This window comes from Streptomyces sp. NRRL B-1140 (genome assembly GCF_001280065.1).
Lineage (GTDB): Bacteria > Actinomycetota > Actinomycetes > Streptomycetales > Streptomycetaceae > Streptomyces.
The window spans coordinates 87,413-113,002 of the sequence record NZ_LGEA01000096.1; the positions used below are offsets into that span (position 1 = coordinate 87,413).

Below are 25,590 nucleotides of genomic sequence, written 5' to 3' on the forward strand. Positions count from 1 at the left end.
GTAGCGCTCTCGTAACACGAGTCGTGTTCCCTACGGGGCGGAGTGCTCCGGTCTCACGGGAGTTGAGCGATGGCGGCGGACCAACTCCCGGCTGAGGTCGGGGAGTTCGTGACCTACCTGAACGGCCTGCAGACACGCCTCGATCCGTCCGGCGGCTGGTGCGCCGTGTTCTGGCGGCGCGACCCGGACGGTATGCGGGCGTGCCTCGACGGACGCGAGATGCCGCCCTGGGACGTGGTCGAGGCATTGCTTCAGGACCTCGCCGCCCAGCACGGACCGGGGAGCGCCGGCCCGGAGACGGACCGCGCCCGCGCCCTGCACGCCACCGCGCTCGCCGCGTACGACGCCCGGCCCGGCGGCCGTGACGCCCTCGGCGACCGCCTCGACGTCATGCTCCGCGAACAGAAGTACGCCGCCGAACGCCAGGCCGCCCTCGCCCGCCGCCTGGCCGCGGCCACGACCCGCGAACAGGCGGACGCCCTGCGTCTGGACCTGGCCTGGGCCCGGGACGACCACGAACGGGCCGGCGCGCGGTGCGCGGAACTCCGGGCGCGGATGGCCTGTGTGGACGGGCGTGAGCGGGGGGTGTTCCCGGCGGCGTGGGGTGCTGCCGAGGCGACGCACGGCGGGGCGGCGTCGTCGCCCGCTGGTGATCCGCCCGGCCATGGGACGCCCTCGGCCGTGACCGGTGCCGTCGGCCGGCAGGACGCCCGAAACGGCACCCGGCACGACACCAGGCATGGCGCCGTCGCCCCGGAAGCCGGCCCTCGGCATGACACCCGGCATGACCCCCCGTACGGCACGGTCGCCCCCGAGTCCCGGGCGCCGAGCCCCGCCACCGTCCCCGAGCAGCGCAAGCGGCGTCGGGGCGGTGCGCGCTTCGCCGGGATGGCGGACGAGGTGGCCGGACCCGTCCCCGTGCCGCCCTCCACCCTGCCCGCGCCCGCCCCCGCGACCGCCGGCCGAACCCTGCGCGGCGCGCGCTTCGCCGGGGCCGTCGAGGAGGCGGTGCGGCGCCCGGCGCGGGAGGCCGACGCGGGCGGGGCCGACGACCGGGCCCAGGTCGGCAGGACCGTGGAGGTGCTGGCCCGCCTGCGCGGCGAGGGGCGCAGCGGGGAGGCCCACGCGCTGCTGGCCGAGGTCGCCGCGTGGGAACCCGCCAGGTTCCCGCTGCTCGCCGAACGGCTGCGGCAGGCCGGGCTGGAGGCCGACTGGCAGACCCTGCTGTGGGAGGCCGCCGCACTGCCCGCCGGACGGCTGGTCGCCGCCGCCGACGCACTGGTCGAGGCCGGGCGGCCGGCTGACGGCCGGCAGATGCTGCGCCAGGGGACCGCACGGCCGCCGGGCGAGGTCGGCCACGCGATCCTCGGTCTGGTCGCCGAGGGACGTCACCGCGAGGTGCGCGTGCTGCTCGACGCGTACGTCAGGGCCCGCACCCCCGAGGAGGCCGCGCGCAGCGCCGAACCCGAACCCCGGCGCCTCGTGCCGCTCCTGCTGGAAGCGGCCCGGGGTGTCTCGAACGAGCGCCACTGGGACCTCGTGCACGCCCTGCGGGTCGCCGGATTCGCCGTCTGACCGGTGATGGCGCGCCCCGAGCGACTCACCCACAGGAGTGCGAATCGCGCAATGCGCCGCGGGTTGGCGACGATGGTCTTGGCAACCCCGTGCCAGAGGCTTACGTTCGTGGCTCTACGGCCCGCTTCTACGGGCGTAGAGGCGCAGACGTCGCGTCGAAGGAGCAGCTCATGGCCAACGTCGTACGTGCCGCCCTGGTCCAGGCCACCTGGACCGGCGACACCGAGTCCATGGTGGCGAAACACGAGGAGCACGCCCGCGAGGCGGCCCGCCGGGGCGCGAAGATCATCGGTTTCCAGGAAGTCTTCAACAGCCCCTACTTCTGCCAGGTCGAGGAGCCGGAGCACTACCGCTGGGCCGAGCCCGTCCCGGACGGGCCGACCGTGCGGCGGATGCGGGCGCTCGCACGCGAGACCGGCATGGTGATCGTCGCGCCGGTGTTCGAGGCGGAGCAGCCCGGCTTCTACTACAACACCGCCGCCGTGATCGACGCCGACGGCACCTACCTCGGCAAGTACCGCAAGCACCACATCCCGCAGCTCAAGGGCTTCCGTGAGAAGTTCTACTTCAAGCCCGGGAACCTCGGCTGGCCCGTCTTCGACACGGTCGTCGGCAGGGTCGGCGTGTACATCTGCTACGACCGCCACTTCCCGGAGGGCTGGCGGCAGCTCGGCCTCGCCGGAGCCCAGCTCGTCTACAACCCCTCCGCGACCCACCGCAGCCTCTCCTCCCACCTGTGGCGGCTGGAGCAGCCCGCGGCGGCCGTCGCCAACGGGTACTACATCGCCGCGATCAACCGCGTCGGCCAGGAGGAGTACGGCGACAACGACTTCTACGGCACGAGCTACTTCGTGGACCCGCGCGGGCAGTTCGTCGGGGACGTCGCCAGCGACAGCAAGGAGGAGCTCGTGGTCCGGGACATCGACCTCGACCTCATCGAAGAGGTGCGGCAGACGTGGGCCTTCTACCGCGACCGCCGCCCCGACGCCTACGAAGGGCTGGTGCAGCCGTGACCAACGACCTCCTGGGCCGCCACCGGGCCGTGCTCCCCGACTGGCTCGCCCTCTACTACGAGGAGCCCCTCGAGATCACCCACGGCGAGGGCCGCCATGTCTGGGACGCGCAGGGCAACCGGTACCTCGACTTCTTCGGCGGCATCCTCACCACCATGACCGCGCACGCGCTGCCCGAGGTGACCAAGGCGGTGAGCGAGCAGGCCGGGCGGATCATCCACTCCTCGACCCTCTACCTCAACCGCCCGATGGTCGAACTCGCCGAGCGTATCGCCCAGCTGAGCGGCATCCCGGACGCCCGCGTCTTCTTCACCACCTCCGGTACGGAGGCCAACGACACCGCCCTGCTGCTGGCCACCGCGTACCGGCGCAGCAACACGATCCTGGCCATGCGCAACAGCTACCACGGCCGTTCCTTCAGCGCCGTCGGCATCACCGGCAACAGCGGCTGGTCCCCGACCTCGCTCTCCCCGCTTCAGACGCTGTACGTCCACGGCGGCGTCCGCACCCGCGGCCCGTTCGCCTCCCTCGGCGACGAGGCGTACATCGCCGCCTGCGTCGAGGACCTGAAGGACCTGCTCGGCCACACCCGCGCGCCGGCCGCGCTGATCGCCGAGCCCGTGCAGGGCGTCGGCGGCTTCACGGCACCACCGGACGGTCTCTACGCGGCGTTCCGCGAGGTGCTGCACGAGCGCGGCATCCTGTGGATCGCCGACGAGGTGCAGACCGGCTGGGGCCGCACCGGCGAGCACTTCTGGGGCTGGCAGGCCCACGGCCGCAACGGACCGCCCGACATCATGACCTTCGCCAAGGGCATCGGCAACGGCATGTCCATCGGCGGGGTCGTCGCCCGCTCCGAGATCATGAACTGCCTGGACTCCAACAGCATCTCCACCTTCGGCGGCACCCAGATCACCATGGCCGCGGGCCTCGCCAACCTCAACTACCTGCTGGAACACGACCTCCAGGGCAACGCCCGGCGTGTCGGGGGACTGCTCATCGAACGGCTGCGGGCCGTCGCCGCGCACGTCCCGGCCGTACGGGAGGTTCGCGGCCGCGGCCTGATGCTCGGCATCGAGATCACCAAACCCGGGACCGACGAGGCCGATCCGCAGACCGCGGCGGCCGTGCAGGAGGCGGCTCGCGAGGGCGGTCTGCTGATCGGCAAGGGCGGCGGGCACAACACCAGCGCGCTGCGCGTCGCCCCGCCGCTGTCCCTCAACGTCGCGGAGGCCGAGGAGGGCGCCGCGATCCTCGAGAACGCTCTGCGGAGCATCACGTAGCAGTTGCACTGAGCAAGGGGCCCGCCATGACCATCACCCTGGATTCCCTGGAGCCCGCGCTGTCGGTGCGGCGGGTCCTCACCCTGGAACGGGTACTCGCCGGGGAGCCCGAGGTGGTGGCCGGGGCGGGCCATCTCGACCGGCTCGTGCGCTGGGTGCACGTCGCCGAGGCGGCCGACGTCGGTGTGATGCTCAGCGGCGGCGAGATGGTCCTCACCACGGGGGTGCTGCTCGTCGGCGACGAGGACAAGCAGGCCGAGTACGTCCGGTCGCTGCACCGGGCCGAGGCCGCCGCCGTCGTCCTCGGACTCGGCCGCGCCTTCCCCACCGCACCGGAGGTGATGCGCCGGGCCGCCGAGCGGTGCGGACTGCCGATGGTCGTCCTGCACCGGCCCTTCCCCTTCGCCGACCTGACCGAGGAGGTCCAGTCCCGCCTGGTGCGGCGCAAGTTCGCCGCCGTCAGCCTCTCCGAGGCCGTCCGCACCGAACTCACCGCCCTCATCACCGCGGGCGCCCCGTTGCAAAGCCTGCTCGACGAGGTGGCCCGGCACAGCGCCTGCCCGGTCATCGTCACCAACCTCGCCCACCGCGTCCTCGGCACGGCGGGGGAGCGGCCCGCGGTCGACGACGTGCTGCGCGACTGGGAGCGCATCGCCCGGCAGGCATGGGGGCACCACGCAGGCCGTTCAGGCACGGGGGGAGGCACCGAGGGCGACGGCTGGATCCGGGCCGAACTGGGCGGACGCGGGGAACGCTGGGGCCGGATCGTCCTGTGCGGCTACCGCGGCGACACCGCCACCGGACGGCTGCTGGCCGACCGCGCCGCCGAGGCCCTCGTCCTGCACCGCATGCTCGGCGGCGGCGCCGCGTGCTCCTGGGAGGAGCAGTCCGCGCAGAGCCTGCTGACCGACCTGGTCAGCGGCGTCGTACCGGCACGGCAACTTCTGCCCCGGGCCCGGGCGGCCGGGCTGCCCGTCAACCGGCGCACCTTCGTGCCTCTGGTCGTCCGTGACGGCGATCCCGCCCGGCTCGAACGTCTCCTGCGGCTGCTGGGCCTGCCCGGGCTGGTCGCCGAACTCGCCGACGGGGCCACCGCCGTGCTGCTGAGCGTCCCCCGGGACCAGGACGCGAACGCCCTCACCACGCACTTCGCGACCCGGCTGCGCACCGAGTCCGGCCCGGACCACACGGTCGTCGCCGCGGCCGAACCCCGCGCCGCCTGGGACGACGTGCCCGCCGGACTGCGCGAGGCCCGGCACGTGTCGGACGCCGTGGCCGACTCCTCCGCCATCCTCGACCTCCCCCCGGTGGTACGCCTGAAGGACGTCCACCTGCGAGGCCTGATCCGGCTGCTGCGCGACGATCCGCACGTGCAGTCGTTCGCGGAGCGGGAGCTGGACGGGCTGCTGCGCGAGAGCGACGAGGACCTGCTGTCGGTCCTGCGCACCTACCTCGCCACCGGTCGCAACAAGTCCCGCACCGCCCAGCTCCACCACGTCTCCCGGCCCGCCCTCTATCGCCGCCTGGAGTCCATACAGGTCCGCCTCGGGGTGGACCTCGACGACTTCGAGCAGGCCGCCTCGGTGCACATCGCACTCCTCGCGCACGACGCGCAACAACAGTGAAACACGCAACCACCTGGGAAAACGGCGGTGAAACATGGGTCCACGAAAGAGTGACACGGTGGCACGCCGCACGCCCTCGGACGTGACACGCTGCAACTCAAAGACGCCCTTCGCCCTCCCTAGGCTCACGGCACACCGAGCTACCGGAGGTCCCGATGAGCCGAGTGATCCGTGCCGCCGTCTTCCAGACCGCCTGGACGGGCGACAAGGAATCGATGATCCAGGTCCACGAGCAGGCGGTCCGCGACGCGGCCGCCCAGGGCGCTCAGGTCCTGTGCTTCCAGGAGCTGTTCTACGGACCGTACTTCTGCCAGGTCCAGGACCCGGCCTTCTACGAGTACGCCGAGCAGATCCCCGAGGGCCCCATCGTCCGGCGCTTCCAGGCCCTCGCGAAGGAACACGGCATCGTCCTGGTGCTGCCGATGTACGAGGAGGAGCAGCCCGGCGTCCTGTACAACACCGCCGCCGTGATCGACGCGGACGGCTCCTACCTCGGCAAGTACCGCAAGACGCACATCCCCCAGGTCAGGGGCTTCTGGGAGAAGTTCTACTTCCGCCCGGGCAACTCCGGCTGGCCCATTTTCGACACCAAGGCCGGCCGTATCGGCGTCTACATCTGCTACGACCGCCACTTCCCGGAGGGCTGGCGCGCCCTCGGCCTCGCGGGTGCCGAGATCGTCTTCAACCCCTCGGCCACCTCCCGCGGCCTGTCCGGCTACCTCTGGCAGCTGGAGCAGCCGGCGGCGGCCGTGGCGAACGAGTACTTCGTCGGCGCGATCAACCGTGTCGGCGTCGAGGAGTACGGCGACAACGACTTCTACGGCACCTCGTACTTCGTGGACCCGGAGGCCCGGTTCGTCGGCGAGGTGGCGAGCGACAAGGAGCCCGAACTGGTGGTGAGGGACCTGGACATGGCCAAACTCCGCGAGGTCCGCGACCGCTGGCAGTTCTACAGGGACCGGGCGCCCGGCGCTTACGGGCCGCTGACGGCACCTTGATACGTCCGTGGGGGACGTGCCCCCAGGGGCGCGGGGAACTGCGCGACCAGCCACATACAGCCCGCACCGACCCACTGCGAGGAGCGACCACGACATGAGCAGCCGTACAGTCATCCGCGGCGGCCTCGTCATCACCGCATCCGACGAGATCCACGCCGACGTCCTGATCGAGGACGGCCGAATCGCCGCCCTCGCAGCCACGGGGACACCCGCCGCCGAATCCTTCACAGCCGAGCGCACCATCGACGCCACCGGGAAGTACGTCATCCCCGGCGGCGTCGACGCCCACACCCACATGGAGCTGCCCTTCGGCGGCACCTTCGCCTCCGACACCTTCGAGACCGGCACCCGCGCCGCCGCCTGGGGCGGCACGACGACGATCATCGACTTCGCCGTGCAGAGCGTCGGCCACAGCCTGCGCGAGGGGCTCGACACCTGGCACGCCAAGGCCGACGGCAACTGCGCGGTCGACTACGGCTTCCACATGATCGTCTCCGACGTCAACGAGCACACCCTCAAGGAGATGGACCACCTGGTGGAGGAGGGCGTCACCTCCTTCAAGCAGTTCATGGCCTACCCGGGCGTCTTCTACAGCGACGACGGCCAGATCCTGCGCGCCATGCAGCGCTCCGCCGAGAACGGCGGCCTGATCATGATGCACGCCGAGAACGGCATCGCGATCGACGTGCTGGTGGAGCAGGCGCTGGCCCGCGGGGAGACCGACCCCCGCTACCACGGAGAGGTCCGCAAGGCCCTCCTCGAAGCCGAGGCCACCCACCGCGCCATCAAGCTCGCGCAGGTGGCCGGCGCACCCCTCTACGTCGTGCACGTCTCCGCCACGGAGGCGGTCGCCGAGCTGGCCCGGGCCCGCGACGAGGGACTGAACGTCTTCGGCGAGACCTGCCCGCAGTACCTGTTCCTGTCCACCGACAACCTCGCCGAGCCCGACTTCGAGGGCGCCAAGTACGTGTGCAGCACCCCGCTCAGGCCGAAGGAGCACCAGGCCGCACTGTGGCGCGGCCTGCGCACGAACGACCTCCAGGTCGTCTCCACCGACCACTGCCCCTTCTGCTTCACCGGTCAGAAGGACCTGGGCCGCGGCGACTTCTCCAAGATCCCCAACGGCCTGCCGGGCGTGGAGAACCGTATGGACCTGCTCCACCAGGCGGTCCTCGACGGCCACATCTCGCGCCGCCGCTGGATCGAGATCGCCTGCGCGACCCCGGCCCGGATGTTCGGCCTCTACCCGAAGAAGGGCACCATCGCGCCGGGCGCCGACGCCGACGTCGTCATCTACGACCCGCACGCCGAGCAGGTCATGTCCGCCGAGACGCACCACATGAACGTCGACTACTCGGCCTACGAGGGCAAACGCACCACCGGCCGGGTCGAGACGGTGCTCTCGCGCGGTGAACCCGTCATCACCGAGCGGGAGTACACCGGGCGCGCCGGGCACGGCGTGTTCACCCCGCGTTCCACCTGTCAGTACCTCAACTAGGAGTGGCGCAGATGGACTTCGGACTCGTCCTGCAGACCGACCCGCCCGCCTCGCGGGTGATCAGCCTGATGAAACGCGCGGAACGGAACGGCTTCACGTACGGCTGGACCTTCGACTCCGCCGTGCTGTGGCAGGAACCGTTCGTGATCTACAGCCAGATCCTGGCCAACACCACGACCCTGAAGGTCGGGCCGATGGTGACCAACCCGGGCACCCGCACCTGGGAGGTCACCGCCTCCACCTTCGCCACCCTCAACGACATGTTCGGCAACCGCACGGTCTGCGGTATCGGCCGCGGCGACTCCGCTATGCGGGTGGCCGGCCGCAAACCCAACACCCTGGCCCGCATCAGCGAGGCCATGAAGGTCATCCGGGACCTCGCCGGCGGACGGGAGGCCGACCTCGGCGGCGGCACCGTCGTCCGGTTCCCCTGGATCAAGGAGGGCGCCGAACTGCCCGTGTGGATGGCGGCGTACGGCCCCAAGGCCCTGAAGATGACCGGCGAGGAAGCGGACGGGTTCATCCTCCAGCTGGCCGACCTCTATCTCACCGAGTACATGGTCAAGGCCGTGAAGGACGCGGCCGTCGCGGCCGGCCGGGACCCCGCCGAGGTGACCGTCTGCGTGGCCGCTCCGGCCTACGTCACCGAGGACGACTCGCCCGAGGCGCTCGCCCACGCACGCGAGCAGTGCCGCTGGTTCGGCGGCATGGTCGGCAACCACGTCGCCGACCTCGTCTCCAAGTACGGCGAGCACTCCGCCGCCGTCCCCGACGAACTCACCGACTACATCAAGGCCCGCGAGGGCTACGACTACTCCCACCACGGCCGCGCCGACAACCCGGACACCCGGTTCGTGCCCGACGAGATCGTCGACCGGTTCTGCCTCATCGGCCCGGTCGAGAAGCACATCGAGAAGCTGGAGGCGCTGCGGGCGCTCGGCGTGGACCAGTTCGCCGTCTACGACATGCACGACGCGCAGGAGGCCGTGATCGAGGCCTACGGATCCCAGGTGATCCCGGCCGTCAACGGCTGACCTCCGCCGCCGCACACCCCCTGTGAACTCCCCCTTCCCAGCGGCTCGGGAAGGGGGCCCAGGACGCTCCACGAGCGCACCCCCCATCGGCTCACCGCACGGCCTTTCCCGTCCCACCTCCCCTGATTGGCCCGGCCCATGACCGATACCGCTCCCACGGCCCCACCGCCGACCACCCAAGTCACCCTCGCCGACGGCCGGGTGGAGATCGCCCCGGGCGCCCCCGCACCGACCGGCCCCTACGCCAACGAGGACCTGCTGCCGGTCCCGGTGGAGAAGCGCACCTGGACGACGTACAACTTCTCCGCCCTGTGGGTCGGCATGGCCCACAACACGGCCTCCTGGACCCTCGCCTCCGGTCTCATAGCCGTCGGCATGGACTGGAAGCAGGCGGTGCTCACCATCGCCCTGGCCAACGTGATCGTGCTGATACCGATGCTGCTCACCGGGCACGCCGGGCCCAAGTACGGCATACCCTTCCCGGTCTTCGCCCGGGCCTCCTTCGGCATCCGCGGCGCCAACCTGCCCGCCGTCGTACGGGCGTTGGTGGCGTGCGGCTGGTTCGGGATCCAGACCTGGATCGGCGGCGAGGCCATCTTTTTCCTCGCCGGCAAACTCATCGGCAGCGGCTGGACGGACGCGGCGAAGGTCGGCGGCTACGCCTGGACCATGTGGCTGTCGTTCGCGATCTTCTGGGCGCTCCAGGTCGTCATCATCTACCGGGGCATGGAGACGATCCGCCGCTTCGAGAACTGGGCCGCGCCCTTCGTGCTCGTCGGCGCGTTCGTGATGCTGTGGTGGATGAGCGACAAGGCGGGCGGCCTCGGCCCGCTGTTCGACCAGCCCTCCAAGCTCGGCTGGGGCGCCGACTTCTGGAAACTGTTCGCCCCCGCCCTGATGGGCATGATCGGTTTCTGGTCCACGCTGTCGCTGAACATCCCCGACTTCACCCGCTACGGCAGGAGCCAGAAGGCACAGACCCGGGGCCAGGCCCTCGGCCTGCCGACCACCATGACCCTGTTCGCCTTCCTGTCGGTCATGGTCACCTCCGGCTCCCAGGCCGTCTACGGCGAGGCCATCTGGGACCCCGTACAGCTCGCCGCCAAGACCGACAACACGGTGGGCCTGCTCTTCGCCCTGGTCACGGTGCTGGTGGCGACGCTCTCCGTCAACGTCGCGGCCAACCTGGTCTCGCCGGCGTTCGACTTCTCCAACATCGCGCCCCGGCGCATCAGTTTCCGGGCCGGTGCCCTCGCCACCTGCGTCCTCGGTGTGCTGATCTTCCCGTGGAAGCTGTACTCCGACCCGCAGGGCTACATCTTCACCTGGCTCGGGCTGGTCGGCGGCCTGCTCGGCACCGTCGCCGGCATCCTCATCGCCGACTACTGGATCCTGCGCCGCTCCCGGCTCGACCTCGCCGACCTGTACCGGCCAGGCGGCCGCTACTGGTACGCGGGCGGCTGGAACTGGCGGGCCGTCGTCGCCTTCGTGGTCGGCGGTGTCCTCGCGGTCGGCGGCGCGAGCTTCAAGCCGCTGATCGACGGCCGTCCCGTCCCCGCGCTGGCCGATCTGGCCGACTACGGCTGGGCCGTGGGCCTGTGCACCTCGATGATCCTGTATCTGGCGCTGATGGCCACCCGGGGCCGCAGCACCCGCTGAGGGAGCCCGGCGTGCTGGAGAGCGCTCAGTCCTTGTCGCTCTCCAGCGCGGCCACCGCTTCCTTCGCGGCCTTGATGGCGCCTTTGTTGATCGTGTCCGTGCTCGGCGCCTTCTTCGACTCGAAGTCACTGCCGTTGTAGGTGATCGTCACCAGCGCGTTGGAGGCGCGGGCGAACACCACGCCCTCGCGGGTCTCCTGCTTGTCCTCCGTCGTCAGATTCACGACCGAGTACGCGCCGTCCCCCAGGCCGGGGACCGCTCCGCCACCGCTCTGCTTCTCGGTGTGCGCCAGGTACGACCTCCGCGCGGCCTCGTCCGACTCCATGATCTCGTAGGACACGTCGAGCCAGCGGTAGTCGTAGCCCTTGAGCGCGTTCCAGGAGCAGGTGCGGCGCAGCTCCGCGTCCGTGGAGGGGATCTCCTTGCCGGCCGTCTTGGCGCCCGGCACCAGATCCTCGATGGTCTTCTTGGCGATGCTCTCGCACGGGGCGGGCGCTGCCGAGTACGCCTTCGACACCGTCGACGTCGACGGCGCCGACTCCGAGCGGGTCTCGGTCTTCTCTTCGGCCGGCTTGTGCTCGGCGGCCTGCGGCGCGGCGGGCTGACCGGACGACAGCGCCCAGCCCACCGCGGCGAGCACCACCACGGGGGACAGACGGGCGGTCAGGGCCAGAGGCAGAGGTAGGGAACGCACGGCGCCCTTCAGGTGTGGACGGACGGTGCGGAACGGGTCCGCACGGCGGACGGGACGACAGTTTCACATGCGTGCCCGTGCGGCGGAAGTGCGGCCTCCCCACGCGTTCTGCGGAACACCGTACGTGTCGGCGCGGTCGCGCTGCGCCCGGCCCGGCCTGGCGATGCCGCCCGGGACAAGGCCGGACATGCCCCAACTTCCGGCGACAGGAAGGGACATTCACTCCCCGGCATTCACTCCCCGGTCGACGCCCGCAGCGCGTGGTCGAGGAAGCGCCGGGTGATCGGCGGCACGGCGCGGGAGCTCAGCCAGGCGATGCCGATGTCCCGGGCACCTCGTACGTCGGTGATCTCCAGATAGCGGATCGGCGACTCCGGCGCCGCCGTGACGTCCGGCGACGACGGGATCAGGGACACCCCGAGGCCCGCGGCGACCAGACCGCGCAGGGTCTCCACCTCTTCGCCCTCGAAGGCGATGACCGGCGCGAAACCGGCCTCGCGGCACAGTCCCGCGGTGATGTCGCGCAGCCCGTAGCCCGGTTTGAGCAGGATGAACCGTTCCTCGGCCACCTCGGCCAGGCGGATCCGGCGGCGCTTGGCCAGCCGGTGCCGGGACGGAACGGCCAGCCGCAGCGGCTCCACCAGCAGGCGGCGCCACGTGATGAGGGGGTGGCCGGGGTCGCTGCTGGTGATGACCAGATCCGCCGTCGTGTCCAGGAGGTGCCGCATGAGACCCATTTCGCCGTCCTGGTGCAGCTCGAACTGCGCCTGCGGGAAGGTCCGCCGGAAGTCGGTGACGAGCCGGGGGACCAGCCAGGTGCCCAGGGTGTGCAGGAAGGCCAGTGAGACCACGCCCGAGTCGGGGTGGACCATCTCGGCCACCGCTCGCCGGCCCCGGTCGTAGGTGTCGAGCACCCCGTCGACGTACTCCTTGAACACCCGGCCCGCCGGGGTGAGGCGCAGCACGCGCCCGACGCGCTGCAGGAGCTCGGCACCGACCTCGTCCTCCAGCCGGGCCAGGGCGCGGGACAGCGCGGGCTGGGTGATGCCGGCGTCCGTCGCGGCGTCGGTCACCGTCGTCCCCTCCGCGACGGACCGGAAGGAACGCAGCACCTGGAGATCCATGGTGCCATTCTGCCCCGTCATGGGTCGCCGACGACCCAGGCGGCTGCGGCATGGATCGACCCGCCGGGCCGCTGCCCGCGGGCAAGCCGGCCGGGAGCCGAATCCCAGGGCGAGAGCCGCTGCCGGGCAGGGACACGTGCTGCGGGGCCGGGAACCGCCGACCGTCCGGGGACCCGCGCCGCCCGTGCTCGCTACGAGGCCGGGTTCGCCGTACCCGCCACCACGCTTCCGGTCACCTGGTCGCAGAGCTGTTCGGCCGCGGTGATCGCGCTCTCCCAGTCGGGCAGCGGCCGCCCGCGGCGGGACGGTTCGCGCCGGGCGTGAGCGACCGTGCGGCGCGCCTCGGCCAGCTGGTGATAGGCGGTACGACGCAGCGACTGCCGCTGGACCGGGCCCGCTTCCGGCGCGGCGTCGCGGTAGCGCCGTGCGGCGGCGACGGCGGCCTCGGTCTGTGCCTCGGCGCGGTGAGCGGCGGAGTCCGGCCACACCGCGAAGTGCGCGACGAGCACCAGCGCCGACGCAAGCGCCGTGTCCACCACCCGCGTGCCGTACAACGGACGGTGGTCGCCCAGCAGGTCGAGCAGTACGAACACGACGGCGGTCAGGCCCAGCGTGGCGAGCGCGTAGTGGTGCCGCACGCCGATGGCCATGAGTGCGCCGAACACGGCCACGACGCCCACCACGGCGTACGTACCGGTGGCCGCCGCGGACACCGCCCCGATCGCGGCCACCCCGACGATCGTGCCGACGCACCGGTGCAGTGCGCGCGGGAACAGCGGCCCGAAGTCGGGCTTGTAGACGAAGGCCACCGTCATGGGCAGCCAGTAACCGCGAGGCCGGTGCAGCACCTCCGCGAGCACATGGGCGGCGAGCACGCACCCGGCCAGCAGCAGCGCGTACCGCACCCGCGCCGCCCGCCCGGGCCCGTCGTGCGCCGGCAGGCGCAACTCCAGGTCGGTCCCGTCCGGTTCACCGTCCACAGCGGTGACGAGTTCGGCCAGGGCGCGCCTGCCCGGAGACCCGGTCACCGGTGCGGGCGGCGCCGCACGCTCCTCCGAGGCCGCGAGGTGGTCCGGCAGAAGACGTCCGGCCAGGTGCCGCGGCACACCGGTGAGGGAGGGCGGAAGCGCACGACCTTCCCACACCACCGCCGTCACGGCCTCACCCAGCCGCACGGCGTAGTGGAACGCCTGGACCAGGTCACCCGTTTCGTCCCGCTGCCGCCGCCCGCGCGGGGCGAGGTGGGGGGCCATCACCTCGTGGGCGTGGTTCAGGGCCAGCGTCATCCGCAGGCGCGCCTCCTCGGCGGCCCCGGTGCCCGCGGCGGTCAGCGCCTCGCCCGCGCTCCGGTACACGGCGAGCACGGCGGCCCGTTCGACGTGGTACCGGCGCCACAGCCACGGCGCCGCGGACAGCACGAGGACGAGCGCGACACCGGCGAGCAGCGCCAGCGGCGGCTGCCACCACGGCCCCGGCACGGGGATGCCACTGCCGATCGTCACGCCGAGCAGCAGGTGCATGCCCGACACGGACGCGATCCGCCCGCGCAGGCCGACACAGCCCGCCACGAGCGCGGCCGTCACCAGACACCCCGCCACCGCCGCCGTCTGCCCGGTGCGCAGGGCGACTTCACCGGCGAGCAGACCGAGCGCGCTGGACACCCCGGTCCAGCCCAGCCGCCGCACCCGGACCCGGTACGGATCGGAACCGTCCTGGCTCACCCCCCACAGGGCGCCGATGGCGGCGATCGCCGAGAGCACGACCCACCCCGTGGCGAGCCCGACGAGCAGGGGCAGCGCCAGCGCGACCGCCCCCCGCGCCGCCGCGGCGAACGGCAGGGATCCGGGCAGGCGCCGGACAACGGAGCGCGGCCACGCCGGCCGCGACGGGCGGCGCGGGCGGCCCGGTCGCGAGTCTGCAGCCGAGGTCATGAGGCTGTGTCCTTTCGGGTGGTGAACCAGAGGTCGGGCGCGGAGCGCGAGAGACGCGGCCCCCAAACGCACCGTTCCGGCCGGGGTCAGCCGACGAGCTCGATGAGCAGGGGCAGGGTGACGAAGGAGAGGAGCAGGCTCAGCACGACGGCGGAGCCGACGGTCCGCACGTCCTCGGCCGAGCCGTGCCGGGCGGCGAACATCAGGGGGACGGGCGAGACCGGGAACGCGAGGATCAGCGCGGCCTGGGCGGCGACCGCCCCGGAGGTCAGGAGCAGCCCCGTCCCGTAGACGAGCAGGGGCAGGAGGACCACGCTGGTGAGCGAGACCGCCCACACGGCGGGGGACAGCGCGGGCCGGCCGATCCGGGCGACGGAGACGCCGACGTACAGCAGGGCCGTCGCCGAGGCGGCGCCCGCCAGCAGACTCAGCGCGGAGCCGGCGACCTCCGGCACACCGACCCCGGCGACCGACAGCACCAGGCCCAGGACGGGTCCCCAGCAGAACGGCTCGCGCAGCGCGTGCCCGACGGTGTGCAGCACGGAGGGGCGAGGGCCGGGCGCCCCGGCCTCGGCGGGGGCCGGCTTGGCGGCCGCCTCGGGCGCACTCCCGCCGACGGTGGCCAGGACGGGCTGCCGTGCGGGGGCCGCCGCCCCGGCGGTGACCGTCCGGGGCTCCGGATGTCCGGGCAGGCCGAGGAGGATCAGGACGACCGGGTCGAGGACGACGTTGACGATGATGCCCGCGACGGCGATCGGCACGGCGGCCTCGGCGGTCCCGAACAGGCCGCCCAGGATGGACGTGCCCATGAAGGCGTACTGCGGCTGGACGCAGGCCAGCGCGAACAGGGCCGCCCGCCGCAGCGGCCGGCGGGCCGCGAGGCGCAGCACGCCCAGCAGGACGGCGTACACGGCGAGAAACCCGAAGGCCAGCAGGCCCACCAGGGGCAGTTGCTCGACCAGCACGTGCCGTGGCGTCTGCCAGATGCTCAGCAACAGGGCGGCCGGAAGCGCCAGTTGCATGGTCAGCTCGCGCAGTGCCTGGGCGCCGCCCGCGTCGAAGAGCGCCCGGCGGCCGGTGCCGTAGCCGACCAGGATGAGGAGGAAGACCGGCACCACGACGGTGAAGATCTCGGCGAAAGACATGACTGCGTCAATCCTTTGGAGCAAGGCGGGGCGCGACCGTGCGGTCCGGTGACGCTGTGTCAGAGGGCCGGGAGAGTCCGGTCGGCGGCCCCTTGGGGGGTGTGGAGCGGTATCCGGGCGGGGCCGGTCAGACGGCCTCGATCGGCGGATACACCGGATGCCACATGGCCGCGCGGACCCGGTCCTCGACCGTGTCGTCGGCGCTCTCCCGGGCGACGCCGTCGGCGACCGCCGCGCGGGCCACGGCGACGGCCACCGCCACGGAGGTGTCGCGCAGCCGGTCGATCGGGGGCAGGATCGGCGCGCCCGGCGCCGTGGGGTCGGTCTGGTCCGCGATGGCGCGGGCCGCGGCCACCAGCATGCCGTCGGTGATCCGCTCGGCCCGCGCGACGGCCGTGCCGAGACCCAGCCCGGGGAAGACGAGGGCGTTGTTGGCCTGTCCGATGTGGTGGGTGACGCCGTCCGTCTCCACCGGCTCGAAGGGGCTGCCGGTGGCGATCAGGGCCCGGCCGCCGGTCCAGGCGAGCAGGTCGGCGGGGACGGCCTCGGCCAGCCGCGTGGGGTTGGACAGGGGCAGGATGACCGGACGGTCGATGTGGGCGGCCATGGACCGGACGATGTCCTCGGTGAAGGCGCCGCCCTGCCCCGAGGTGCCGATCAGGACGCTCGGGCGCACCCGGTCGACGACCTCCGCCAGCGGCACGCCACCGAGGTCGTCGTCGTGCCGCCAGCCGGAGACCTCGGCGCGGCCGCGGGCGAAGGGCATCTGGAAGTCACGCAGCCCCTGCTGGCCCTCGGTCAGCAGGCCGTGGCGGTCCACGGCCCAGATGCGCTCCGCGGCCTCCCGGGGCGTGAGCCCGTCGGCGATCATCGCGTCGCGGAGCTGCTCGGCGATCCCGATGCCGGCGGTTCCGGCACCGAAGAGCACCACCCGGTGGTCGCGCAGGGCGGCACCGCCGGCGCGCACGCCGGACAGCACGGCGGCCAGATTGACGGCGCCGGTGCCCTGGATGTCGTCGTTGAAGGTGAGCGTCTTCTCGCGGTAGCGGTCCAGGATGCGCCGCGCGTTGGAGGAGCCGAAGTCCTCCCAGTGCAGCAGGGCGTCGGGGAACAGCTTGGTGGCCGCGGCGACATAGGCGTCGACGAAGGCGTCGTAGCGGTCCCGGTCGGCGCGCGGGTGCCGGTTGCCCAGGTACAGCGGATCCTCCAGCAGCTCCTTCCGGTCGGTGCCGACGTCCAGCATCACCGCCAGGGTGCGGGCCGGGTCCACTCCGGCGGCGGCCGTGTAGACGGCGAGCTTGCCCACCGCGATGTCGATGCCGCCCACACCCCAGTCACCGATGCCGAGGATCGCCTCGCCGTCGGTCGCCACGATCAGGTCGACGTCGTCGGCGCCCAGCCCGCAGGCGCGCAGGGAGCTCTCGATGGACTCGGGGTCGTCGACCGAGAGGTACACCCCGCGCGGGCGGCGGTACTCGTAGCTGTAGCGTTCGATCGCCGTGCCCACGGTCGGGGTGTACACGATCGGCAGCATCTCGGCGAGATGGTCACCGAGGAGCCGGTGGAAGAGCACCTCGTTGCGGTCGCGCAGCGCCGTGAGATAGACGTTCTTGGCGAGGTCGTCGGGCTGGGACCGGAACTGCGTGTAGGCGCGGGCCGCCTGCTGGTCCTGTGTCAGGACCTGCGGCGGCACCAGACCGGTCAGCCCGAGCTCCTCGCGCTGCCGCCGGGTGAAGGCCGTGCCCCGGTTCAGACGCGGACTGTTCAGGACGGCGTGCCCGCGCGCGCTCGTCCGGATGACACCGTCGACGGTGCTCCTCTCTGTGCCCATGATGACTCCTCAAGGTCGGGACCGGGGACTCGTTCCAGACTGTGACGCTGTGTGTCATGCGTCCAATGCCTGGCATGGCAGAGGTCCATAACCTCAGGACATTCGAGCCTTTGACCTGCGGTTTTTCAGGGGCGGTGGAGTCGTCGGAAGCACCGACTGTGATCGACGTCGCCCGCGGACGTCATGAGGCCACGGACCGCGGAAGCGGCCCGGGAGGGAGTCGCGGTCACCTCACCGAGGTCCGCGTGGAGTCCGGCGATGCCCGGCGGGTCCCGACGGGACGGAGGGCGATCTTCTCGCGGTCGACGAAGAGCTCGATCCACAGGCCGTCGACGTCCTCGGGCAGCGGACCGGCCACGTCCAGCGGGATGTCCGCGTCGTCCAGGTGCAGCACCGCGACACCGTCTTCCTCCAGGCCCAGCCGTCCGCGCAGGACCACACAGTGCCCACCGGGGCGGACCCCGGGCCCGGTTCCGGACGCCGGCCTGGCATTCCGCCCCCAGGTGACGGCCTCCTCGAGAGTCCACTCCACGTCGTACGCGCCGGGCCCGGCGACACGATCCCCGCACCAGCGGGCCGTCGTGCGGCCGAACGCCGTCCTGATCTGGGCCAGCACCGGGCGCCGAGGGAACCGCGCGATCTTCTCCACCTCGACCAACACCGTTCGATCATGCAGCAGGACCCCGTCGGGGGAGAAGGGGCGCGGGAAGATCGCTAGCCTTCTGAGGAGCTGGAGGGGTGTCCCCGGCGCGCACTCCCCAGGCTCTCGCCAGAACCCGTCCCGGGTGCCCTTGTCCGTGCCGGTACACGTAACCGCGAGGTGAAAGCTCCATGTTCACCACCCGCCCCACCCTCCAGGGCACCTTCGGCATGGTCTCCTCCACCCACTGGCTCGCCTCGCAGTCGGCGATGGCCGTCCTGGAGAGCGGCGGCAACGCCTACGACGCGGCCGTGGCGGGCGCGTTCGTGCTGCACGTCGTCGAGCCGCACCTCAACGGCCCGGCAGGCGAGGTGCCGATCCTGCTCGCCCCGGCCGGTGGCGAGGTGCGGGTGCTGTGCGGGCAGGGCGTCGCCCCGGCGGGCGCCACCGTCGCGTACTACCGGGGCCTCGGACTGGATCTCGTCCCCGGCACCGGGCCGCTCGCCGCCGCCGTGCCGGGCGCGTTCGACGCCTGGATGCTGCTCTTGCGCGACCACGGCACCAAGTCCCTCGACGACGTCCTGGCCTACGCCATCGGCTACGCCGAGCACGGGCACGCGCCCGTGGAGCGGGTCGGCGAGACCGTGGAGACCGTGCGCGAGCTGTTCGAGACGGAATGGACCTCCTCGGCCGACGTCTACCTTCCCGGCGGCAGAGCTCCGCGCCCCGGCGAGCTCTTCGCCAACCCCACGCTCGCCGCCACCTGGAAGCGCCTGCTCGCCGAGACCGCGGGGGCGGGGGACAGGGAGGCGCGGATCGACGCCGCGCGGGAGGTGTGGCGCACCGGGTTCATAGCCGAAGCGCTCACCCGCCAGGCCGCGCGCCCCACGAAGGACACCAGCGGCGAACGCCACACCGGCACCCTCACGGCCGCCGACCTCGCCGGCTGGTCGGCGGCCTACGAGGCACCGGCGACGTACGACTGGAACGGCTGGACCGTGTGCAAGCCCGGCCCCTGGAGCCAGGGCCCGGTCCTCCTCCAGCAACTCGCCCTGCTCCCGCCCGAACTGCCCCCGTACGGCTCGGCCCGCTACGTCCATCTCCTGGTGGAGAACTGCAAGCTCGCCATGGCCGACCGGGAGGCCTGGTACGGGGACGCCACCGACGTGCCCCTCGACGACCTGCTGTCCGACGCGTACAACACGCCCCGCCGGGCCCTCGTCGGCGAGCGGGCCGAGAACGACCTGCGGCCCGGCAGCCCCGGCGGACGCACCCCGCGACTGTGCGCGCACGCGCGCGTGGCGGCCGCCGCGCAGGAGGGCTTCGACGCCCTGGGCGTCGGCGAACCGACCGTCGCCAAGAGCCCGGCGTCCCCCGTGCCCGGCGAGCCGGAGATCCTCGCCGACGGGAACACCCGCGGCGACACCTGCCACCTCGACGTCGTCGACCGCTGGGGCAACATGGTCTCGGCCACGCCCAGCGGCGGCTGGCTCCAGTCCAACCCCGTCGTGCCCGAACTCGGTTTCCCGCTCGGCACCCGGCTCCAGATGACCTGGCTGGAGGACGGCCTGCCCAACTCCCTCACTCCCGGCCGCCGCCCCCGCACCACGCTGACGCCCTCGATCGCGCTGCGCGACGGCGTGCCCGTCATGGCGTTCGGCACGCCCGGCGGGGACCAGCAGGACCAGTGGCAGCTGCACTTCTTCCTCGCGGTCGCCCTGCGCGGCCCCGTGCGCGGCGGCCTCGACCTCCAGGGTGCGATCGACGCCCCGAACTGGCACAACGACAGCTTCCCCGGCTCCTTCTACCCGCGCGGCATGCGCCCGGGCAGCGTGACCGTGGAGTCCCGCACCGATCCCGCCGTCGTGGCGGAGCTGCGGCGCCGCGGCCACGACGTGACCGTGGGCGGCCCCTGGTCGGAAGGCCGGCTGTGCGCGGTGGCACGGGACCCGGAGACCGGCGTGCTCTCGGCGGCGGCGAACCCGCGCGGGATGCAGGGGTACGCGGTGGGCCGGTGATCCGGCGGAGGCTCCACCGCCGCGCGAGCAGGCGGCGCCACGGGAGTCCGGCGGCGCCCGGCCGCCCCCGCTGTTCATCGTGATGCCACCCGGAGTGCACCCGGCGGGCAGGGGTTGTCAGTGGCTCGTGTTGTCATGGAGGGGTGATCGACAGCAACGAAACCATCGAAGAGTTTCTCGCAGAGCACGCCTCCGACGTCGAAGAGGCGGTCCGCAAGGCCGCCGCCGCCGAGATCCTGCCGCGCTGGCGCCGGCTCGCCGCGCACGAGGTCGACCAGAAGAGCGGCCCGCACGATCTGGTGACCGACGCCGACCGCAAGGCCGAGCTGCACCTGACCGAGGCCCTGGCCGACCTGCTGCCCGGCTCGGTCGTGGTCGGTGAGGAGGCGGTGCACGCCAACCCGGCGGCCTACGAGGCGATACAGGGCGACGCCCCGGTCTGGATCGTTGACCCGGTCGACGGGACACGCCAGTTCGTGCGCGGGGAGGCCGGCTTCTGCACCTTGGTCGCGCTGGCCCACCGCGGCCGCCTGCTCGCGTCATGGACGTACGCGCCCGCCCGCGACCGGCTCGCCTTCGCCCAGCGCGGCAAGGGCGCACACCTCGACGGGGAGCGGCTGTTCGCCGGAGTGCCGGAGCCCGGCCGGGACCTACGGGTGGCCACCTCCCACCCCGACTACACGACGGACGAGCAGAAGGAGGCCCTGCTCGGCCTGCGCGCCGACGGCGTGGCGCCGCGCCCGTGCGGCTCCGCCGGACTGGAGTATCTCGCCGTCGCCCGCGGTGAGTTGGACGCGGTGGCGTTCTCCTGGGAAGCGGCCTGGGACCACGCCGCCGGTCTGCTCCTGGTCGAGGAGGCGGGGGGCGCTCACCTCACCCTCACGGGCGACCCGTTCCGCGTCCAGGGCGGCAACGCCCTGCCCTTCACCGCCGCCCGCGACGCGGCCACGGCCCGCAGGGTGCTGGGGCTGCTGTCCGGCGGGGCCTGAACACCGAGGCCGTCGCGTGTCGCACACAGGTGATGACACAGGGTGCGCATGCGAGTGTTCCGGCCGCCGTGAAGTGCCCTTCCGCAGCGGAAATCACCCGTGGCCGGTGACTGTCAGTCTCCGGGCATATCCTGAGGCTCAGTGGCCGTCGGCTGACGAAGGGGTCCGAAGGTGCCGTCGATGCTCGATGCCGTCGTAGTGGGTGCGGGGCCGAACGGACTGACCGCGGCCGTGGAGCTGGCCCGCCGCGGTTTCTCCGTGGCCGTCTTCGAGGCCCGGAGCACCGTGGGCGGCGGTGCCCGCACCGAGGAGCTCACCCTCCCCGGCTTCCGTCACGACCCGTGCTCGGCGGCCCACCCGCTTGGCATCAACTCACCGGCGTTCCGTGCCCTGCCGCTCGAGCGGTACGGCCTGGAGTGGCTGCACGCCGAGCTGCCCATGGCGCATCCCTTCCCGGACGGCTCGGCGGCCGTCCTGGCCCGGACCGTCGGCGAGACGGCCGCCTCCTTCGGCCCGCGCGACGCCGGCGTGTACCGCAGGCTCGTCGAGCCCTTCCTGCCCAAGTGGGACACCCTCGCCCGGGACTTCATGTCGCTGCCACTGACCGCCCTGCCCCGCGATCCGGTGACCCTCGCCCGTTTCGGCCTGACCGGGCTGCCCCCCTCGACGCTGCTGATGCGCCGCTTCCGCGACGAGCCGGCCAAGGCCCTGTTCTCCGGGCTCGTCGCCCACGTCATGGCACCGCTCGGCGGCTTCGCCACCAGCGCCATCGGCCTGGTCTTCGCCCTCGCGGGGCACGCCCGCGGCTGGCCCGTCGCCCGCGGCGGCTCCCAGTCCCTCTCCGACGCCCTCGCCGCCTACCTGCGCGACCTCGGCGGCAGCGTCCACACCGACTACGAGGTCAAGCGCCTCGACGACCTGCCGCCGGCCCGGGCGTACGTCTTCGACACCTCACCCACCGCCCTGGCCCGCATCGCCGGCTTCGGCAACCACTACGGCGGATACCGCTACGGGCCGGGCGTTTTCAAGGTCGACTACGCGCTGGACGGACCCGTGCCCTGGACGGCGAAGGAGGCCCGCGCCGCCGGGACGGTGCAGGTCGGCGCGAGCAGTGCGGAAATCGGCGCGGCCCTGCGCGCGGCCTCCCGGGAGGGCCGGGCCCCCGACCCGCCGTTCCTGATCACGGTCCAGCCGAGCGTCGTCGACCCCACCCGGGCCCCGGCGGGCAAGCACGTCTTCTGGGCCTACGGCCACGTCCCGCACGGCTGGACCGGCGACCTCACCGACGCCATCGAACGCCAACTGGAGCGCTTCGCCCCGGGTTTCCGCGATCGCGTCCTCGCACGTGCCACGGCGGGGCCACCCGAGATCGCCGCCCGCAACGCCAACTACATCGGCGGGGACATCGCCTCCGGCGCGGCCTCCGGCCTCCAGCTCCTGCTGCGCCCGAGGCCCACGCTGTTCCCCTACCGCACCCCCCATCCGGCCGTCTTCATCTGCTCGTCGGCGACCCCGCCCGGCCCCGGAGTGCACGGCATGTCGGGGCACAACGCGGCGAAGGCCGTCTGGAAGCGACTGAGGCAGATATGACGGCCATCGAACTGGTCCGGGGCGACATCACCCGCGAGAGCGTCGACGCGATCGTCAACGCCGCCAACTCCTCGCTGCTGGGCGGGGGAGGGGTCGACGGGGCGATCCACCGCCGCGGCGGGCCCGCGATCCTTCAGGACTGCCGCAGACTCCGCGCGGCGCACCTCGGCAAGGGCCTGCCCACCGGCCAGGCGGTCGCCACCACGGCGGGCGACCTGGACGCCCGCTGGGTCGTCCACACCGTCGGCCCGGTGTTCAGCACGACCGAGGACCGCTCCGGCCTGCTCGCCTCCTGCTACCGCGAGTCGCTCCGCGTCGCCGGTGAACTCGGCGCCCGTACCGTGGCGTTCCCCGCGATCTCCACCGGCGTCTACGGCTGGCCGATGGACGACGGCGCCCGCATCGCGGTCGAGACCGTGCAGGCAGCGGACACCACCGTCGAGGAGGTCAGGTTCGTCCTCTTCGACGAGCGGGCGTACGAGGCGTTCGCCGCGCGGCTGCGCTGAGCCCGGCGACCGCGGGGCGGCTCACACGGGCTCCGGCTCGAAGTGCTGCAGCAGGTCCCGCCCGGGCTGCACGACGCCGTAGGTGCTCTCCGGTACGGCGTTCCACACGCCGGGGAGATCGCCCAGCGGCTCCGACACGACCAGCCGGGTCTCGTCCGAGACGTGGTTCAGGAACCCGAGGTCGGGGTGGAGCGCACGCACGTCCTCCACCCGGCTGCTGTAGTACAGCGACCGTGACTTTCCCGCGCTGGAGTAGCGGAAGAACCACACCCGCTCGCCGTCGGTCACCGCGACCGTCATCTGCAGCGGCTGCGGCACACCGTGCTCGCGGCCCAGCCGCTCGATCAGGCCCGTCATCCGGGCCACCGCGCCCGGCGGGTCGCCGTCCAGTCCGAGGGTGAGCGCCACGTGGAACATCACCTCGGAGTCCGTCGTGCCCTCCATCGACGAGAACAGCCCCGGGTCCACCGCCAGCGTGAGATCCCGGCGCAGTTCGCGGAACCCGTCGATCGCTCCGTTGTGCATCCACATCCACCGCCCGTGGCGGAACGGATGGCAGTTCGTCTGCTGCACGGCCGAACCGGTGGAGGCGCGCACATGCGCGAAGAACAACGGTGAGCGGACGTGGTCGGCGATCTCCCGCAGGTTGCGGTTGCTCCAGGCCGGGCCGGTGTCGCGGATGACGGCGGGAGTGCGCAGATGCCACGCGTACCAGCCGACGCCGAACCCGTCGCCGTTGGTGGTCTCGACTCCCATCCGCGCGTGCAGGCTCTGGTCGATCAGTGAGTGCTGCGGGCGGTAGAGGACGTCGTCGAGCAGCACGGGAGTGCCCGAGTAGGCGAGCCAGCGGCACATGGCCGTACCCCTGTTCCGAGCCGCCCGGGCCGGACCCGGGCCGCTCCGTAGGTGGTGTCCGTGGACCCAGGGAACCCCGTGTCGCGCTCCGGGCGCATCGCCCGCGGCGGGTGAGAGCGCGACGCCCCGCCGGCAGGGCGGGGACGCCCCGGCCCGCCCGAGGGCTGGGCGTCACTGCGCCGCCGCGCGGACCCGGCCCGAGCGGACCGCCGTGCGCAGGGCGTCGAAGTCCCGCTCGTTCCGGTCCGCGTACGCCTGGCCGAACACCGTGAGGGCGCGGTCGAAGCGGTCGCCGCCGCCCAGATAGGCCCCGATGGCAATGGGGTCACCGGAGCGGGCGTGGGCCCGTGCCAGGCTCGCTCCGCACAGCCGCCCGAACAGCCGCAGCAGGCCGGGGTCCATGGTCTCCGGCTGGGCGATGCCCTTCCAGTCGCGCAGCTGCCGCACGTAGAAGTCCCGCTCCTGCCCGTCGAGGCCCACGGCGTGCGTCCAGCCCAGCAGGATGTCGCTGGTCGTCTGGATCAGACGCTGTCCCGCCACCACACGGCGGCCCTGGTTGTCGTAGCGCTCGCCGCCGCTGTGCGCCGCGAGCACCGACTCCTGTGCCTCCTTGGCCTGGAGCAGCAGCGGATCGTCGTCGTCGCGTCCGAGCAGCAGCACGATCCAGCAGCGGGTGCCGACGCTGCCGACCCCGACGACCTTGCGGGCGATGTCCACCAGGCGGTACCGGCTCAGCAGATGCCGGCGCTCGGACGACAGACTGCGGGCGTACCCCTCCAGGACGGCGCGCAGCTCCTTTTCCCGTCCGTGCTCCGAGGAGTCGCCCACCAGGTCCCGCAGCGGGGTGATCAGCGGCGGGTCCGGTGTGATCCGCCGCCCTTCGGCCGTGTCCCGGGTGAGCTTGGCGTAGGCCTGCATGTGCGTGCGGGTACGGGCGCTCGCCGTGGCCTTCGCGGTGCGGCGCCGTGCCTCCTTGGATATCGACGCGGCCATCAGCTCCCGCATGTGGTCGGCGTCGTCCTGGGCATACCAGATGTCCAGGTTCCGCATACCGGCGAAGTCCCGCATCCGCCGCCGGTAGGCCCGGACGCAGGTCTCGATCGCACTGTTCTGCTCGGCGGTCGTGAAACCGTTGGCGCGGCCCGCGATGGCGAAGCTGGCCGCGAGCCGCTTGACGTCCCATTCGAACGGCCCGGCCAGCGTCTCGTCGAAGTCGTTGATGTCGAAGACCAGATGGCGCTCCGGCGAGGCCAGCAGCCGGAAGTTCAGCAGATGGGCGTCCCCGCACAACTGCACCCGCAGCCCGGTGTCCGTGGCGGCCCCCAGGTCCTCCGCCATGATCGCCGCCGCGCCGCGGTAGAAGCGGAACGGGGACTCCAGCATGCGGGCGTAACGCAGCGGCACCAGCTCCGGTACGCGGGTCGCCGACTGGCGCTCCAGCACGTCGACCGGGTCGAACCGGTCCGGCCCCGCCTCGAATCCGGCGTGGGACGACCGCGGCACCCGCCGCCGCGCCTGCCGGCCGGCGGCGGCCCGCTCGGCCGGTGACATGAAGGTCGTGAAGGGGCTCGGTGCGGTCATG

General features: G+C 72.6%; 20 protein-coding genes. 12 read left to right on the plus strand and 8 right to left on the minus strand.

Features of this window, described 5'->3' with window-relative positions:
* Positions 1-69: 69 nt before the first annotated feature.
* From ADK65_RS17675 to ADK65_RS17710, 8 genes are all read left to right on the plus strand, one after another.
* On the plus strand, positions 70-1,575 hold the full coding sequence (locus tag ADK65_RS17675) for a hypothetical protein (protein WP_053671131.1): 1,506 nt from the start codon (positions 70-72) through the stop codon (positions 1,573-1,575).
* A gap of 170 nt (positions 1,576-1,745) precedes the next feature.
* Positions 1,746-2,588, plus strand: a complete 843-nt coding sequence (locus ADK65_RS17680) for a nitrilase-related carbon-nitrogen hydrolase (RefSeq protein WP_053671132.1) — start codon at positions 1,746-1,748, stop codon at positions 2,586-2,588.
* Positions 2,585-3,871 (plus strand): aspartate aminotransferase family protein, encoded by a 1,287-nt coding sequence (locus ADK65_RS17685; RefSeq protein WP_053671133.1) that lies wholly within the window; start codon positions 2,585-2,587, stop codon positions 3,869-3,871. The genes ADK65_RS17680 and ADK65_RS17685 overlap by 4 nt, the downstream gene beginning before the upstream one ends.
* A 26-nt stretch (positions 3,872-3,897) precedes the next feature.
* Complete coding sequence (locus ADK65_RS17690) at positions 3,898-5,496, plus strand: PucR family transcriptional regulator (RefSeq protein WP_053671134.1); 1,599 nt, start codon at positions 3,898-3,900, stop codon at positions 5,494-5,496.
* 155 nt (positions 5,497-5,651) lie between these two features.
* Positions 5,652-6,494 (plus strand): nitrilase-related carbon-nitrogen hydrolase, encoded by an 843-nt coding sequence (locus ADK65_RS17695; protein WP_053671135.1) that lies wholly within the window; start codon positions 5,652-5,654, stop codon positions 6,492-6,494.
* 94 nt (positions 6,495-6,588) lie between these two features.
* On the plus strand, positions 6,589-7,992 hold the full coding sequence (gene hydA / locus ADK65_RS17700; RefSeq protein WP_053671136.1) for a dihydropyrimidinase: 1,404 nt from the start codon (positions 6,589-6,591) through the stop codon (positions 7,990-7,992).
* 11 nt (positions 7,993-8,003) lie between these two features.
* Positions 8,004-9,026: a TIGR03842 family LLM class F420-dependent oxidoreductase gene (locus ADK65_RS17705; RefSeq protein ID WP_053671137.1), complete on the plus strand. Its 1,023-nt coding sequence runs from the start codon at positions 8,004-8,006 to the stop codon at positions 9,024-9,026.
* A 138-nt stretch (positions 9,027-9,164) separates the two neighbouring features.
* Complete coding sequence (locus ADK65_RS17710; RefSeq protein ID WP_053671138.1) at positions 9,165-10,685, plus strand: NCS1 family nucleobase:cation symporter-1; 1,521 nt, start codon at positions 9,165-9,167, stop codon at positions 10,683-10,685.
* A 25-nt stretch (positions 10,686-10,710) separates the two neighbouring features.
* Here the strand turns inward: ADK65_RS17710 and ADK65_RS17715 are convergent, their stop codons facing one another.
* The 6 genes from ADK65_RS17715 to ADK65_RS17740 form a co-directional block, all read right to left on the minus strand.
* Positions 10,711-11,379: a hypothetical protein gene (locus ADK65_RS17715; protein ID WP_053671139.1), complete on the minus strand. Its 669-nt coding sequence runs from the start codon at positions 11,377-11,379 to the stop codon at positions 10,711-10,713.
* A gap of 233 nt (positions 11,380-11,612) precedes the next feature.
* Positions 11,613-12,503 carry a LysR family transcriptional regulator gene (locus tag ADK65_RS17720; RefSeq protein ID WP_053671140.1) on the minus strand — a complete coding sequence of 297 codons (891 nt, stop codon included), beginning with the start codon at positions 12,501-12,503 and terminating at the stop codon, positions 11,613-11,615.
* A gap of 191 nt (positions 12,504-12,694) precedes the next feature.
* Positions 12,695-14,434 (minus strand): FUSC family protein, encoded by a 1,740-nt coding sequence (locus tag ADK65_RS17725; RefSeq protein ID WP_053671141.1) that lies wholly within the window; start codon positions 14,432-14,434, stop codon positions 12,695-12,697.
* An 86-nt stretch (positions 14,435-14,520) separates the two neighbouring features.
* A complete protein-coding gene (locus ADK65_RS17730) occupies positions 14,521-15,579 on the minus strand; it encodes an AEC family transporter (RefSeq protein ID WP_053671142.1) in 1,059 nt (352 codons plus the stop codon).
* 127 nt (positions 15,580-15,706) lie between these two features.
* A complete protein-coding gene (locus ADK65_RS17735; protein ID WP_053671143.1) occupies positions 15,707-17,410 on the minus strand; it encodes an NAD-dependent malic enzyme in 1,704 nt (567 codons plus the stop codon).
* A gap of 226 nt (positions 17,411-17,636) precedes the next feature.
* A complete protein-coding gene (locus ADK65_RS17740; protein ID WP_053671144.1) occupies positions 17,637-18,071 on the minus strand; it encodes a hypothetical protein in 435 nt (144 codons plus the stop codon).
* 170 nt (positions 18,072-18,241) lie between these two features.
* On the opposite strand from ADK65_RS17740, the gene ADK65_RS17745 reads away from it, so the two are divergent.
* From ADK65_RS17745 to ADK65_RS17760, 4 genes are all read left to right on the plus strand, one after another.
* On the plus strand, positions 18,242-20,068 hold the full coding sequence (locus ADK65_RS17745; protein WP_053671145.1) for a gamma-glutamyltransferase family protein: 1,827 nt from the start codon (positions 18,242-18,244) through the stop codon (positions 20,066-20,068).
* Between the two features lie 143 nt (positions 20,069-20,211).
* A complete protein-coding gene (locus ADK65_RS17750) occupies positions 20,212-21,057 on the plus strand; it encodes an inositol monophosphatase family protein (RefSeq protein WP_053671146.1) in 846 nt (281 codons plus the stop codon).
* Between the two features lie 180 nt (positions 21,058-21,237).
* Positions 21,238-22,647 carry a phytoene desaturase family protein gene (locus ADK65_RS17755; protein ID WP_053671147.1) on the plus strand — a complete coding sequence of 470 codons (1,410 nt, stop codon included), beginning with the start codon at positions 21,238-21,240 and terminating at the stop codon, positions 22,645-22,647.
* Positions 22,644-23,153, plus strand: coding sequence for an O-acetyl-ADP-ribose deacetylase (locus tag ADK65_RS17760; RefSeq protein ID WP_053671148.1), 510 nt, complete (start codon positions 22,644-22,646; stop codon positions 23,151-23,153). Before ADK65_RS17755 ends, ADK65_RS17760 begins: the two co-directional genes overlap by 4 nt.
* Before the next feature lie 21 nt (positions 23,154-23,174).
* Here the strand turns inward: ADK65_RS17760 and ADK65_RS17765 are convergent, their stop codons facing one another.
* Both ADK65_RS17765 and ADK65_RS17770 read right to left on the minus strand, forming a co-directional pair.
* On the minus strand, positions 23,175-24,008 hold the full coding sequence (locus ADK65_RS17765) for a class II glutamine amidotransferase (RefSeq protein WP_053671149.1): 834 nt from the start codon (positions 24,006-24,008) through the stop codon (positions 23,175-23,177).
* Between the two features lie 171 nt (positions 24,009-24,179).
* A complete protein-coding gene (locus ADK65_RS17770) occupies positions 24,180-25,589 on the minus strand; it encodes a DUF2252 domain-containing protein (RefSeq protein ID WP_053671150.1) in 1,410 nt (469 codons plus the stop codon).
* Between the last annotated feature and the right edge of the window lies 1 nt (position 25,590).